This is a genomic window from Massilibacterium senegalense, from assembly GCF_001375675.1.
In the GTDB taxonomy this organism is placed as follows: Bacteria; Bacillota; Bacilli; order Bacillales; family Massilibacteriaceae; genus Massilibacterium; species Massilibacterium senegalense.
Map to the genome: position 1 here is coordinate 970,297 of NZ_LN831786.1, position 14,694 is coordinate 984,990.

Sequence of the window (14,694 nt, forward strand, 5' to 3'; positions counted from 1 at the left end):
TTTCTACCTCCATCAAGAACAAATGTTCTATAAATATCATATCAGGGAACGAATGTTCGAATCAAGAGGAAAAAAATAAAAAAGCAACCAAATCCGTACTGGATTGGTCACTTTCTCATTTCATTTTAAAAGAATCTCCACCAATTTTTTCTGTTATGGATGGTGCGAGCTGGTATGCTTTTGCTCCAATTCCCATCCACCATGGTAAATTGATTTCACGTTTTGGCTGATGAATTGCTTCGATTACTTTTTTTGCAACAAATACTGGATCTAACATATATCGTTCTACTGCTTTTTCGTATGTTCCACTGCGATCAGCTAATTCGAAAAAGTTTGTGCGAATTGGTCCTGGGTTCAACAATGTCACGTCAATATCGGTCGTAGATAATTCCAACCGTAGTGCGTTCATCATCCCAATCACAGCATGTTTAGTTGCTGCATATATACTCGACTTAGCGGTTGCCATTTTTCCTGCAATAGAAGCAGTTGTAATAATATGCCCCTTCTGTTGCTTTTTCATTATTTTCAGCGCTTCTTGGGTACAATAAAAAACGCCAAAAACATTTACTTGAAACATCCGCTTCATTTCCTCATCCGTTATATCCATGAATGTTTCAAAAATACCAAAACCGGCATTATTCATTAATACGTCTATCGTTGGATACGTTTCTCCTATTCGTTGAAAAACAGATGCCACTTGTTGTTGATTTGCCACATCTACTGGATAAATAGAAACACTTCCTGTTCCTTTTTGGTCTAATTCTTTTTTTATTTCTACTAATACATCTGCTCTTCTTGCCAATAAGATAACATTCGCATGTTGTTCAACACATTGTCCCGCTATTTCTTTTCCAATTCCACTAGAAGCTCCTGTAATTACAATCGTTTTATCTCGTAAACTCGTCATTATTTTCTACTCACATTCTTTCTTATTCATCGTTTTTTATTTCTTTCATTTTAGCATGGAAGGTAGCTTTTAGCGATATTTCTATCGCAGAACAACCGCCTTGACACATCCCCTTTTCAGTTGCATAATGACTTCAAGTACGCGTCGTCATAATCAGAAAGGATGATACTATGATACATAATAAGAAGATAGCTTTTTACGGTGCAGGGGCGATGGCAGAGGCAATTATTAGCGGCATCGTAAAAAGTGAACTAATCCCATCTACTAACATTTTAGCAATAAACCGTAGTAACAAGGATAGATTAACATATTTAGAGGAAATTTATCATATTCAGACATCACAAAACCTACAAGATTTACAATCTGCTACCATTATATTTTTAGCTATGAAGCCAAAAGATGTACATAAGGCACTTTTACCGTTGCAACAATTTTTGCATAACGATGCGCTGATTATTTCTGTTGCTGCCGGCATTTCTTGTGCACAAATTGAACAAGCTTGTCAAAAACAAGTGGCTGTTATCCGCTCTATGCCAAATACATCCGCAACGTTAGGGCTTTCTGCAACTGGGATTGCGAGAGGGATGTATGCATCCGACACACACGTTCAAACAGCAAAAACATTATTACAAACAATTGGGATTGTTGAAGAAGTAGAAGAAGACCAACTACATGTCATTACAGGATTATCAGGAAGCGGTCCTGCTTATTTTTACTACGTAGTAGAAGCAATGGAAGTCGCAGCTATTCAATTAGGATTGCCTGAAAATTTAGCACACGATTTTGCTGTACAAACCATTTTAGGTAGTGCGTCGATGTTAAAAGAAACCCAAAAACCAGCACCATTACTTCGTAAAGAAGTGACGAGTCCAAATGGGACAACGGAAGCAGGTATCCGTACACTCGATGAATATCATGTGAAAGAAGCTATTCAACAATGCGTCAAAAATGCAACAAAACGATCGATAGAATTAGGAAAGTAAGTATTAACCATAAAAGGGGGGGGCAAACGGTGAAAACACTCATTATCGCACATCGAGGTGCCAGTAAAGTATGTCCCGAAAATACAATGGCTGCTTTTAAACAAGCATTAACGTATAAAGCAGATGGTATTGAATTAGATGTACAACTAACAAAAGACGGAATACCCATTGTAATTCACGATGAGACGTTAGGAAGAACAACGAATGGAAAAGGATACGTATGTAACCATTCTTTACAACAATTAAAAGCCTTAAACGCTGGATCGTGGTTTCATCAATCATTTGCAAAAGAAACGATCCCTACATTAGAAGAAGTACTTCAATGGCTTCACACCAAACCTTTACTTTTAAATATTGAATTAAAAAATGCCATTATAGATTATCCACAACTAGAACAATCGGTACTTCATTTAATAAAAGCTTATCATATGGAAGAACGAACCGTATTCTCTTCTTTTAATCATAATAGTTTAGTACGTTTAAAAAAATTAGATCCATTTGTAGAAGTAGCTCCTCTTTACAATGCGCGATTAATGGAACCATGGAATTATGTTGCACAGTTTGGGGGGATAAGTATCCATCCTGCCTTTCGGACATTAGACGAAAAAAGTGTTCGATCCTTCCAACAACACGGTTTGACGATACGCTCGTATACTGTTAATCGAAAACAACAACTGCGCAAAGCTTTTCAGTGGAATTTAGATGCTATCGTCACAGATGTTCCAGATATCGCACGCACCATTCGAAACGAATATAAGTAAAAAAAAGCGGTCAGATTGATCGCTTTTTTTTTATGATATATGTGGTTTTTGGTGAGAAGAAAATTTACGAACAAGACGAACAGTAAATGGATCACGCACACGATACAAGATATTAAACATAACCCCAAGATACGTAACAACTGTTAAAGCAATAAATGCCATAACCATGATTCACACCTCGTTTTTCCGTGATATAAGTATATAAACGTTTTTAGTAACGATATTGAGTATTGTTTTCATTTATGATTATAGCATGACTGAGAATAATATTCAATCCTTTTTGTTTTTTTACGAAAAAAAGAAAGCTTCTATCAATAAAAGAAGGACCCTTAATAGAAGATTTCTTTACATGCAAACACCATATTTTATTTTCTCGCGATAGAATACGTCAAAAAATCGGATGCAATAGTAACAGCTGGAAAGCACTGCTTTGCTTCTTCTATAAAGGAAACAAGTGCCTCTCCTTGGAACCTTGCACTAATATGCGTTAAGATGAGCTCTCTTGCATTGGAGTCCTTTGCAATTTGAGCAGCTTCTTTTGTAGTAGAGTGAAAAAAACGAACAGCATGTTCGGCTTCTTTTTCCGAAAAAGTTGCCTCATGAATTAATACATCTGCCCCTTCTGCCAATGCAACTGATGCTTGCGTTGGTCTAGTATCACCTAAAATCGTAACAATACGACCTTTTTTCTTCGGTCCTACAAATTCCGATGCAACTAAAAAGCGTCCGTCTTCTAACAGAACATCCACACCTTCTTTTAGCTGTTGATAAATAGGTCCTGGTGTTACGTGTAACGCTCTCAATTTTTCTACTAGTAAAATTCCTGGTTGTTCATACTCACAAATACGGAATCCAAAAGAGGGAATACCATGTTTCAATTGTTTTGCCGAGACAACTGCTTGATTCGTATGTAACTCCCACCCATCTTGTATTTCTTCAATATGAAGAGAATACCGCAAATGAGTTTGACTAACGTGAAGACCCGTTTCAATAAACGTACGTATGCCCGCTGGACCATAAATAAAAAGAGGAGTCGTACCATCTAAAAAAGAGCGACTAGATAAAAGACCTAACAAACCAAAAATATGGTCCCCGTGAAGATGGGTAATAAAAATTCTAGCAATTTTTCTTGGCTTTAACGATGTATGTAATAGTTGATGTTGTGTTGCTTCGCCGCAATCGAACAACCAGATTTCTCCTTCTTTGTTTAACCAAGATAAAGCGATGCTTGCCACATTTCGTTCTTTTGCTGGCATCCCCGCACCTGTACCGAGGAATGTAAGTTGCATCTTGTTACCTCCTTACTTTACCATATCGGTTCCCGCTTGCTCGTTCCCCATTTGCGCATATTGTTCTCTCGTTACACGCCATTGTTCTCTTGCCATTTGAACGTATTTTGGATACATTGATTTCATAGAATGATTAGCTGCTTGTGAAAAATATTGTATAGCGTCGTGGTAATTTCCCAGACGACGATATATTTCCCCAATTAAATAAATGACACTAATTTCAGGCACTTCCGATGTCGCATAGTCTCCATATGTATATGCTTGTTCATATTCTTGAAGTGCTAATCGTAAAAAGCGTTCTTCTAAATCCACTTGTTCAAGTTGACGATATAGCCAAGCTAATCGCATACACAAGCCTGCAAGTACAATATGCTTTTCTCCTTTTAAAGAAGCAGATAAAATAGCTAATTTATACGTTTCAATCGCCATTTGTTTCGTGCGCTTATCACTAAAACTATGCTTTATCCACTTACTAACTATCTCTTTTTCGATTCGTTCATAAGCTCCCGGCGGAAAATAAGATGGGGTATGATCAGAAAAAGAAAAACCACATTCAGGACAAACATTAATAAAATAAAGAACAGGATTACAATCATCCTCTTCATAATACGAACAAAAATCTGTATCTGTTTTAATGGGGCGGGCAAATTTCGTTCGTACTTTTTTCGACGTAAATTTATGGTGACAATGCAAACACGTAACTCGCTTGTCATACAAAGGCTTTAATGGTTCATTCATAAATGTCACCTTTCTTGTTCACTAAAACTCCTACCTTACATCCTACTATTGTCTTATAAAAAACAGCGAAAGGAAAGGCATTTAATCAAATTTTAAAAAAGAAATCTGGATTAACGTAGGTCTTATCACCTGTTAATAAAAAATAAGTTTATTATTTTTACGTTTATTTCTCCTCAACAGGCAGTAAGATCCCCATTTCATAAAGTGAAAAAGCAGTTGAATGTGGAAAAGCAAAAACCCCATCTGATAGAAGATTTCGTTATTCCTTTTAGTTCTCTTTTTTAATCAAAAGAATATCCTAATCCCGCTCGCTTATGCTTTTGCTGCTTCTTTCATAATTGCTACAACCATTTCGGTTGCCTTAACTAATTCTTTAATGGGCATTTTTTCATGAACAGTATGGATTTGTTCATAACCAATAGCTAAGTTGACAGTAGGCACCCCGTATCCAGCAATGACATTCGCATCACTTCCACCGCCACTTTTAACTAGTTTAGGTGTACGACCAATCATTTCTGCTGCTCGTTTTGCCATTTCTACTACTTCATCCCCGTCTTTATAAGAAAATCCTGGGTACATCACTTCTGTATGAACATTTGCTCGTGCACCCAGTTTTGTAGCTGTTTCTTCAAAAATGTCTTTCATTAACTGTACTTGTTTACTCATTTTTTCTTCTGTTAAAGAACGAGCTTCTGCTAAAATTTCCACGTAATCACAGACGATATTCGTTGCGCGTCCACCGGCAAAACGACCGATATTTGCAGTTGTTTCTTCATCAATCCTACCAAGTGGCATTTTAGCAATCGCTTTTGTTGCTACTGTAATACTAGATACCCCTTTTTCAGGCTCTACACCAGCATGTGCTGTTTTACCCAAAATTTCTACTTTCATTTTTGCTTGTGTCGGAGCAGCAACCACAATTTCACCTACTTCTCCATCACTATCTAATGCATACCCGTATTTCGCAAGTAATCGACCACTTTCTAAATGCTTGGCACCTTGTAATCCTGATTCTTCTCCTACTGTAATAACAAATTGAATCGTTCCATGTTCGATATTTTGTTCTTGTAACAGACGAAGTGCTTCAAACATGACACTAAGCCCAGCTTTATCATCCGCACCTAAAATGGTCGTTCCATCGGTTACGACATATCCATCTTGAATCAATGGTTTGACACCATTTCCAGGTGTAACAGTATCCATATGAGATGTAAAATAAATAGGAGTTCCTTCTGTTGTCCCTTTTAATGTACAAATTAAATTTCCAGCGCCATGACCTGTTTGATTCTTAGAATGATCTTCATACACTTCTAGACCAAGCGATTGGAATTTTTGTTTTAAAACCTTTGCGATTTTTTCCTCATGTTTCGTTTCAGAATCCACTTGCACTAACTCTAAAAACTCTTGTACTAATCGTTCTTCGTTTACCATAAAAAAGCCTCCTTATAATCGTACAATAAAATGGCTACTTTATTGTACCGTATAAGGAGGCAAACTTCAAAAGAGATATTATAAAGGAATGTTACCGTGTTTTTTGTATGGACGAGTATCTTGTTTGTTACGTAACATTTCCAATGCTTGGATTAATTTAATACGTGTTTCACGAGGGTCGATAACATCATCTACCATACCGCGAGCTGCTGCAACGTAAGGATTTGCAAATTTTTCACTGTATTCTGCAATTTTTTCTGCGCGTGTAGCTTCTGGGTCAACACTGCTGTTAATTTCGCGAGCAAATACGATATTTGCTGCCCCTTGTGCGCCCATTACTGCGATTTCTGCATTTGGCCAAGCAAATACTAAATCGGCACCAATTGCTTTTGAGTTTAATGCCACGTAAGCACCACCATATGCTTTACGTGTAATAACTGTAATACGTGGTACAGTAGCTTCTGAATATGCATAAAGGATTTTCGCACCATGACGGATAATTCCACCGTGTTCTTGTTTAACACCAGGGAAGAATCCAGTTACATCTTCAAACGTAATAACAGGAATATTGAAAGAATCACACGTACGAACGAAACGAGATAATTTATCGGATGAATCGATATCTAAACCACCTGCCATAAATTTCGGTTGGTTACATACAAGACCAACAGTTTCTCCTTTAATACGCGCAAATCCAACTACGATATTTTTTGCAAAACTTTTATGCACTTCCATAAATGAATCTTTATCTACTACCTCTGCTACTACTTTACGAACGTCATATGGACGAGTTGACTCAATTGGCACAATATCTGCTAATTCCGGACGGTAATCATCTTCCTCTTCGTAAGGAACAACCGGAACTTTTTCACGGTTATTTTGCGGAAGATAGCTAAGTAATTTTCTTACTTCATCTAACGTTTCTTTTTCTGTTTTTCCGGTAAAGTGTACGTTACCACTTACTGTACTATGTACGCACGCTCCACCAAGGTCTTCAGAAGTAATTTTTTCTTTTGTAACTGTTTCAATTACTTTTGGTCCTGTAATAAACATTTGACTTGTTTTTTCAACCATGAAAATAAAGTCTGTAATCGCAGGAGAATATACTGCCCCACCTGCACAAGGTCCCATAATAACAGAAATTTGTGGAATTACCCCAGAATAAATACTGTTACGGTAGAAAATGTGGCCGTAACCATCTAATGATACAACCCCTTCTTGAATACGAGCACCACCAGAGTCATTAAGACCGATAAACGGCGCACCATTTTTTGCAGCTAAGTCCATTACTTTTGCAATTTTTAATGCGTGCATTTCTCCAAGAGCTCCACCGAATACAGTGAAATCTTGTGCGAAAAGATAAACGTCACGACCGTTTACTTTTCCGTACCCTGTTACTACCCCTTCACCTGGACCTTTTTGTTTGTCTAAACCAAAGTCTGTACAACGGTGTTCAATGAATGGATTTAATTCAACGAATGTTCCTTCATCTAGTAAATATTCAATACGCTCACGAGCAGTTAATTTACCTTTTGCGTGTTGTTTTTCAATTCTCGCTTCACCACCACCGCGAGCGACTTCACTTTTACGATCTTGTAGTTCAAAAATTTTATCGAACATATCCATGTTTGTTTGCCCCCTTATTGATTAATTATTATTTTGCTTCTTTCTTCTCACATAATTCATAAAGTACTTTTCCAGAAGATGCAGGATGGATAAATGCAATGCGTGCTCCACCTGCACCTTCTTTTGCTGTTTCATTGATCATGCGCAAACCATTTGCTTTTAATTCTTCAATGCGCCCATCAATATCATCTACACCAAGGGCCACGTGATGAATTCCTTCTCCGCGTTTCTCTATATATTTAGCAATTGGACTTTCATCATGTAATGGTTCAAGAAGTTCAATTTTAGACTCCCCAATTTGTAAAAACGCAACTTTTACGCCTTCTGATTCAACAGCTTCAATTCCGAGAAGTTCCATATGTAGGTGTTCGGTATAAAATGGTAATTTTTCTTCTAGTGACCGCACGGCAATACCGATGTGATCGATTTTCTTAGGTTGCTTTGCCATGTCCCCTCATCCTTTCTTGCATTCATTGAGTATTCTAAATTTTCTAAAAGATACTCGTAATTTATACCCTTGTCTATTTCGCTAATTGTTTGTAAAATGGTGTAAGAATTACAAAAGGAGTGGACGATTGTGTCAAAAAAAACAATGCGCTTCATGATCTATCTAATGATTGCGACAATGTTAGTTTCAACGCTTCTTGTCGGTATATCATTCTTTTAAAAGAGTAGGTGAACCATCACCTATTCTTTTTATTTTGTTGGAATGATTGCTCAATGACAAAATACTCTTCCATCTCTAAAATAAAGTAAAACAATTGCGAACGTGTTTCAAATTCATCACGTGTAACAGGCAAAGGCATTTTACGATAATCTTCTTTCATCTGATGGAGTCTTTTTTGAAACACTTGTCCAGTGTTTACTGGTTGAATGGAACGACTCACATCATCTAATAGTGTAGCAATCGGCTCAGCGTGAATAATGGTTCTATCCATTAAAGAAATAATTCGCATTAATCGCTCGATTGTTTTCAACTGCTTCTCCCGCATTTGAAAGTATTGATAAAATTCGTCATCATTTCGTAACACGTGATTTTCGACATTTCGAAACGCTAAACTTTTCGCAACTTCGATTATATCATACACTTCATAAAATTCTTTTCCATCCCAATTCCGATCTCCATGGCGTAAATATTTCGAAAACTCTTGAAAAATAATCATAAAGTGGTGTTCGACTTTTGTTTTATACTGGTTCAATGGTTTTTCTAAACTTGGCATATAAACATTCATTAAGAGCGCAACTAACACACCAACTGTAATTAACAAAAGTTCATTCGTAATAATTATCCAAGAAATCGTTTGTAAGGAATAGAGATGCAAGATGATAACAGAACTTGTCACAATACCTTCTTTTACATTAAATAATACCGCAAGTGGGATAAAGAATAAAATGACAATTGCTAGTGTAATAGGATGATAGATTGTACTTTCAAAAATAATGATTGCTACTATCATACCGATTAAACAAGCAAGGATTCGATCTATCGCACTTACAAGTGAACGCTTTTTGGATTCTTTTACACATAAAATTGTAATAATCCCAGCGCTCGGTGCAAACTGTAGATGTAACAGTTGAGCAATCGAGACACTGATTGCCACTCCTATTGCTGTTTTTAATGTACGATATCCTATTTTCATTGCGCTACCCTCATTCAACGAATGTCTATCTTCTATTTTAAACATTTCTGTGATATATAACAACCGTATAAATCTAAAACTGTTTAAAAATTTTAAAAAAATTAAAAAAACCTCGAAAAATTCGAGGTTTTATAACACTTTTTGTAAAAATTCTTTTGCACGAACCGATTTGGGGTTGGTAAAAAATTCATTAGGCGGTGTATCTTCCACTAATTGACCGTGATCTAAAAAGAAAACGCGGTCCGCCACTTCTTTTGCAAAATTCATTTCATGGGTAACGATTGCCATAGTCATTCCCGTATGCGCTAAATTTTTCATCACATCCAGTACTTCTTTTACCATTTCAGGATCTAGCGCACTTGTCGGTTCATCAAAAAGCATCATATCCGGTTTCATTGCTAATGCTCTTGCAATCGCAACACGTTGTTTTTGTCCACCAGATAGTTGATTAGGGTAAACATCTGCTTTATCTGGAAGTCCTACTTGTTCTAACAATTTCATTGCTTCTTCTTCTGCAATTTTATCATCTACTTTTTTCACTACTTTCGGTGCATATGTTAAGTTATTTAATACCGTCATATGCGGAAATAAATGAAAGTGTTGAAAAACCATGCCGATATTTTGACGCATTTTCATTAAATCTGTTTTCGGATTGGTTACTTCGTCCCCGTTTATCCAAACCTCACCAGAAGTTGGCATTTCTAACATATTTAAACAACGAAGAAAGGTAGACTTTCCTGAACCTGAAGGACCAATAATCGCTACTACTTCTCCTTTTTGAATCGTAGTAGAAATCCCTTTTAACACTTCTAATTTTCCAAATGACTTGTGTAAGTTTTTCACTTCAATTGCACTTTCCTGGTTAACCGTCATTTCGGCTCAGTCTCCTTTCTACCGCTTTTCCAATCATCGTTAAGATCATCACAAGCACATAATAAATTAGCCCAGCGATCAAGTACGGCTCAAAATATAAATACGTATCTGCTGCTACAATATCTGCCCGGCGCATAATATCTACCGTTCCGATTACTGCTACAATCGCCGATTCTTTCGTTAATGAAATAAACTCGTTCATTAATGCTGGTAAAATATTTTTAATAGCTTGCGGTAAAATGATATTTAACATCATACGATTATAAGGAATTCCAAGCGCTTGTGCTGCTTCTGTTTGTCCTTTATCGATAGCTTGAATACCTGCACGAATAATTTCTGATACGTAAGCAGCAGAGTTTAATCCAAATGCTAAAATGGCAGCTAAAAACGGCTCCATTTTATATCCAGTAAGTTGAGGAACAGCATAATAAAGCGTGACGAGTTGTAATAAAAGCGGTGTTCCGCGGAAAATAGAAGTATAAATATTTGCTATCCATTCTAGCAATTTTAATCGACTAATTTTCATTAAAGCTAAAATCGTTCCAATGAAAACACCTAAAAGAATGGAAACGATAACAATTTGTAATGTAACCCCTATTCCTTGTGCAATAAAAGGAATAGAGGGCACGATTCGTTCAAAATTCATGCCCTGTTAGTCCTTTCTTTATTGTTGTTTAGAAAACCATTTATCTTGTAATTTTTGTAGTTCACCGTTTTCTTGTAATTTTTTAATTTCTTTATCAAATTGTTCTTTTAATTCGCTATCTTTTTGAAAAGCAATCACGTAATTTACGTCTTCAGAATCTGGTAATAAAAAGCTTTTTAAGTTTTGATCACTTTCTAAATAACCTTTTGCAACTGATTCTTCAATCAGCGCTGCATCCATTCGACTAGATTTAATTTCTTGCACTAGTTCAGGAATTTTATTTCGTTTTTCAATTTTTACATCTTTTAAATTATCTGCTATTGCTTCTTGTGTAGAACCTAATTGAACACCAACTACTTTTCCTTTTAAATCTTCTTGTGACTGTAAGTTCGTATTTTCAAGAAATACAACAGAATGTTTCGATTTATAATATGGAACGGAAAAATCTACTGACTTCGCACGTTCAGGATTTGGGTTAATGCCACTTAATGCAAAATCAGCTTGTTTTTGTGTAACAGCTGGAATAACCCCTTTAAAATCCATGTTTTTAATTTCTAATTCATACCCTAAATTTTCTGTGATTTTTTTCGCTAAATCAATGTCAAAACCAATGATTTCATCGCCTTTTTTCGTGTCCATATACTCAAACGGAGCATAGTCTGCGGACGTTGCCATCACTAATTTTTTATCGCCATTTGCACTATCTTGTTTGTTGCATCCTGAAAAAATACCTAACAGTAAGATAGCGGCCGTTACCAATGCCATCCATTTTTTATTCATGTATGCTCATCCTTTCAAAATTGTTTATATCATTTTATTTTAATAATTATACACTGATACGAATTTTAACACAATCCTAATATATATCAATACTTTTGAAAAGAAAAGAAGTGAATTTATATTTTTTAAAATTTTCATAAAATATAAATAATATTACTTTAACCTGTATTCCTTTCTCTCTATATATTTATTATTATACATATAAACTTATTTTTATTCAATGTTTTTTATTTTTTATATGACAGTGTACCTATTACATAAAAAAATAAAAAAACTTTTTAAAAAATGTTTAAATTAAAAAGGTCATGGGTATATTATAAATATCATCTAGACCCCACACCCCCTAAACTCCCTATAAGAATAAATTTTTACAAGAGCAACTGGCACCCCCACCGTTGCTCTCTTTTTTTATCTAAAACTCCTATCTATTCTTACAAGCTTTCTTTTTTGTCTTAGAAAACAAAAAACTAGGGGCGATTTATTCCCCTAGCAATGTTTCCATATCTAGCTGTTGTTCGATAATAGTTAATCGTTCTTCTAAACTTTCGTTTGTAAATTTCGGAATCACACCTAACACTGGGATATCCGTAAACGCATCGAGCATCCATTTATTTGTTTTTTCTGCAATTCCAGCTTTTTCTCCATTTCCACCATTTAAAATGATTCCTTTAATAGGAAGACCTTCTGTTTTAGCATAATGAACCGTTAATAACAGATGATTTACTGTTCCAAGATTTGCACGCCCCACAATAATAAGTGGTAATTTTGTTTCTTTTACAAAATTACTTACCATGCAATCATCCGTATAAGGAACATATAACCCACCTGCTCCTTCTATAAGAAAGCAGTCGTGTTTTGGTTTGATATCATTCCATTTTTCTACTAAGTGTCGTTTTTCAATCGATGTTTTATGTAATTTTTGTGCAATATATGGGGAAACTGGTTCTAAAAATGTATAGGGAGCAATTTCTTCTAAAGAATCACTTACACCAGAAAATGTTTTTAATTGCATCGCATCGCTAATTGGGTCATCTATTTTTGTCCCGCTCATCATCGGTTTAAAAACTCCAACATCGACCTTTTTTTTCTTTAATAATGCTGCTAAATGGCTCGTTACAAATGTTTTTCCGATTTCTGTGTCAGTCCCTGTGATGAAAAAACCATTCATTTTATGGACACCGCCTCTTTATATGCTTCTTTGGTTACTTCATCAATCGCTTGCTTTACAATCGCTACCATCTCTTGTAACTCTTCTTTCGTCGTAACGTGTGGTGGCATAAAAACAATCACATCTCCTAAAGGACGAGTGAGGAGGCCTAATTCTCGCATTCGTAACGTTGCTTTATACCCTACTCGTTGTGAAGCATCAAATGATTCCTTCGTTTCTTTATCTTTCACTAATTCAATCCCAGTCATAAATCCAAGTTGACGAATATCTCCAACATGATCGAGTGCGTTCACATCCTTTAACAATTTTGCTAAATAAACAGATTTTCCCGCGACTTGTCCTACGATATTGTCTTGTTCGAAAAGTTCTAGGTTTTTTAAAGCAACCGCACAACCTAAAGGATTTCCCGTATAAGAATGGCCATGGAAAAAGGTTTTCATTTTATCAAAATCGTCATAAAACGCTTCGTAAATTTTCTCTTTTGTTAATGTAATCGCGACTGGTAAATATCCACCTGTTAAACATTTTCCTGCTGTCATAATATCAGGAGTCACTCCGTCATATTCAACAGCAAATAATTTTCCTGTTCGGCCAAATCCTGTTGCTACTTCGTCACAAATTAATAAAACATTATATGTATCACATAACTCTCGAACTTTTTTTAAGTATCCAAAGGGCATATTAATCATTCCACCCGCACCTTGCATCATCGGTTCACAGATGACTGCACATACGTCTACGTGATATTGTTTTAATTTTTCTTCCAACTGATTTAAACAATCTTGCACACATGCTTCTTCGTTACCAGATGGATGACGATAAACGTAAGGGTATGGAACGACATGACTTTCAAACATAAGCGGCTGATAGATTTGGTGAAAAACATCTACAGCACCAACACTTACAGCACCAATTGTGTCGCCGTGATAACCATTTTTCATCGTAATGAAAGTTGTACGTTTTTCACCAAGGTTCAACCAATATTGATACGCCATTTTTAATCCAATTTCCACACTTGTTGCCCCACTATCCGAATAAAAAACACGTGTTAATCCTTCTGGCGTAATTTCCACTAATTTTTTTGCAAGTTCTGTTGCAGGAACGTTTGTCATTCCTAGTAAAGTAGAATGTGCAATTTTATCTAATTGCTCTACAATCGCTTCGTTTAATTCTTTCTTTTGATGCCCATGTACATTTAACCAAACAGAGGAAAATGCATCATAGTATTCTTTTCCTTCTGTATCGTATAATTTTATGCCTTTTCCTTCTGCAATCACTAATGGATCTGCATCATAATCTTTCATTTGTGTAAAAGGTAACCACAAACTATCTTTACTCGTTTGAATATATTCTTCGTGTTTCATCTTTCTTCCCCCTCTTTTGTTAACCTATTTATATTATATAGTTAACATTTAAAAATGCAAAGAGGGAAATCAAAAAATGAGGAAATTTTCCATCATGGTGATCTTACTGCTCGTTCGTGAGCGAAAAATCAATTATATTAGACTTTTCCCTTTTCCTTCATTACAATAAATGAAGAAATAATCGAGAAAGGACGAAAACAATGAAACGGTTCATCGCTTTATTAATTCTTGTTATTCCCGCTATTGTCGCTGGTTACGGCGTAAAATTAATGCGCGATACATTATTTATTCAAAAAGCGAGTTGGATTCCATCTAATACGCTTCAGTTTATTATCGGGCTTTTATTGTTTATTTTTGGTTTATGGTTTGTAGGTGGTTTTATTTTTTATCGTGATCGCAAACAAAATAAAGTACAAGATCGCTTTAAATTAAAAAAATAAAGAAATCTGCCATTAATTAAGTTCTCATTTTTCCCATGCTAAACTATT

General features: G+C 35.7%; 17 protein-coding genes. 4 read left to right on the forward strand and 13 right to left on the reverse strand.

The genetic code is table 11. The annotated features are described in order from the left end of the window. Positions 1-115 precede the first annotated feature (115 nt). Positions 116-907, reverse strand: coding sequence for an SDR family NAD(P)-dependent oxidoreductase (locus tag BN1372_RS08245; protein ID WP_062198453.1), 792 nt, complete (start codon positions 905-907; stop codon positions 116-118). Between the two features lie 170 nt (positions 908-1,077). Between BN1372_RS08245 and proC the strand changes: the two genes are divergently transcribed. Next, complete coding sequence (proC, locus tag BN1372_RS08250; RefSeq protein ID WP_062198455.1) at positions 1,078-1,890, forward strand: pyrroline-5-carboxylate reductase; 813 nt, start codon at positions 1,078-1,080, stop codon at positions 1,888-1,890. A 29-nt stretch (positions 1,891-1,919) separates the two neighbouring features. Further along, entirely contained in the window at positions 1,920-2,651 is a 732-nt protein-coding gene (locus BN1372_RS08255) for a glycerophosphodiester phosphodiesterase (RefSeq protein WP_062198458.1), read from the forward strand. A gap of 30 nt (positions 2,652-2,681) precedes the next feature. Here BN1372_RS08255 and BN1372_RS15215 read toward each other — a convergent pair whose 3' ends face one another. The 6 genes from BN1372_RS15215 to mce all read right to left on the reverse strand — a co-directional run bounded on the left by BN1372_RS15215 (position 2,682) and on the right by mce (position 8,183). After that, the gene (locus tag BN1372_RS15215) at positions 2,682-2,819 is read right to left on the reverse strand and encodes a hypothetical protein (RefSeq protein WP_154662980.1); all 138 of its coding nucleotides are present in this window, start codon (positions 2,817-2,819) and stop codon (positions 2,682-2,684) included. A gap of 197 nt (positions 2,820-3,016) precedes the next feature. Further along, positions 3,017-3,940: a ribonuclease Z gene (gene rnz, locus BN1372_RS08260; protein ID WP_062198461.1), complete on the reverse strand. Its 924-nt coding sequence runs from the start codon at positions 3,938-3,940 to the stop codon at positions 3,017-3,019. Positions 3,941-3,952: 12 nt separating this feature from the next. Continuing rightward, positions 3,953-4,678 (reverse strand): DUF2225 domain-containing protein, encoded by a 726-nt coding sequence (locus tag BN1372_RS08265; RefSeq protein ID WP_062198463.1) that lies wholly within the window; start codon positions 4,676-4,678, stop codon positions 3,953-3,955. 312 nt (positions 4,679-4,990) lie between these two features. Then, complete coding sequence (locus tag BN1372_RS08270) at positions 4,991-6,109, reverse strand: M20/M25/M40 family metallo-hydrolase (RefSeq protein WP_062198465.1); 1,119 nt, start codon at positions 6,107-6,109, stop codon at positions 4,991-4,993. A 78-nt stretch (positions 6,110-6,187) separates the two neighbouring features. Beyond that, positions 6,188-7,735: an acyl-CoA carboxylase subunit beta gene (locus BN1372_RS08275; RefSeq protein ID WP_062198467.1), complete on the reverse strand. Its 1,548-nt coding sequence runs from the start codon at positions 7,733-7,735 to the stop codon at positions 6,188-6,190. Between the two features lie 28 nt (positions 7,736-7,763). Further along, positions 7,764-8,183, reverse strand: a complete 420-nt coding sequence (gene mce, locus BN1372_RS08280) for a methylmalonyl-CoA epimerase (protein WP_062198469.1) — start codon at positions 8,181-8,183, stop codon at positions 7,764-7,766. 144 nt (positions 8,184-8,327) lie between these two features. Between mce and prli42 the strand changes: the two genes are divergently transcribed. Further along, complete coding sequence (prli42, locus tag BN1372_RS15560; RefSeq protein ID WP_267902270.1) at positions 8,328-8,402, forward strand: stressosome-associated protein Prli42; 75 nt, start codon at positions 8,328-8,330, stop codon at positions 8,400-8,402. 16 nt (positions 8,403-8,418) lie between these two features. Here the strand turns inward: prli42 and BN1372_RS08285 are convergent, their stop codons facing one another. From BN1372_RS08285 to bioA, 6 genes are all read right to left on the reverse strand, one after another. Further along, positions 8,419-9,375 carry an aromatic acid exporter family protein gene (locus BN1372_RS08285; RefSeq protein ID WP_062198470.1) on the reverse strand — a complete coding sequence of 319 codons (957 nt, stop codon included), beginning with the start codon at positions 9,373-9,375 and terminating at the stop codon, positions 8,419-8,421. 129 nt (positions 9,376-9,504) lie between these two features. Next, positions 9,505-10,248 (reverse strand): amino acid ABC transporter ATP-binding protein, encoded by a 744-nt coding sequence (locus tag BN1372_RS08290; RefSeq protein WP_062198472.1) that lies wholly within the window; start codon positions 10,246-10,248, stop codon positions 9,505-9,507. Continuing rightward, positions 10,238-10,894: an amino acid ABC transporter permease gene (locus BN1372_RS08295; RefSeq protein WP_062198474.1), complete on the reverse strand. Its 657-nt coding sequence runs from the start codon at positions 10,892-10,894 to the stop codon at positions 10,238-10,240. Before BN1372_RS08295 ends, BN1372_RS08290 begins: the two co-directional genes overlap by 11 nt. Before the next feature lie 18 nt (positions 10,895-10,912). Next, positions 10,913-11,674: a transporter substrate-binding domain-containing protein gene (locus BN1372_RS08300; RefSeq protein ID WP_074018159.1), complete on the reverse strand. Its 762-nt coding sequence runs from the start codon at positions 11,672-11,674 to the stop codon at positions 10,913-10,915. A gap of 478 nt (positions 11,675-12,152) precedes the next feature. Further along, positions 12,153-12,842, reverse strand: a complete 690-nt coding sequence (bioD, locus tag BN1372_RS08305; RefSeq protein ID WP_062198476.1) for a dethiobiotin synthase — start codon at positions 12,840-12,842, stop codon at positions 12,153-12,155. Next, positions 12,839-14,206 (reverse strand): adenosylmethionine--8-amino-7-oxononanoate transaminase, encoded by a 1,368-nt coding sequence (gene bioA, locus BN1372_RS08310; RefSeq protein ID WP_062198481.1) that lies wholly within the window; start codon positions 14,204-14,206, stop codon positions 12,839-12,841. Before bioA ends, bioD begins: the two co-directional genes overlap by 4 nt. 200 nt (positions 14,207-14,406) lie before the next feature. Here bioA and BN1372_RS08315 point away from each other — a divergent pair, with 200 nt between their 5' ends. After that, on the forward strand, positions 14,407-14,646 hold the full coding sequence (locus BN1372_RS08315) for a DUF2627 domain-containing protein (RefSeq protein WP_062198483.1): 240 nt from the start codon (positions 14,407-14,409) through the stop codon (positions 14,644-14,646). Positions 14,647-14,694 lie beyond the last annotated feature (48 nt).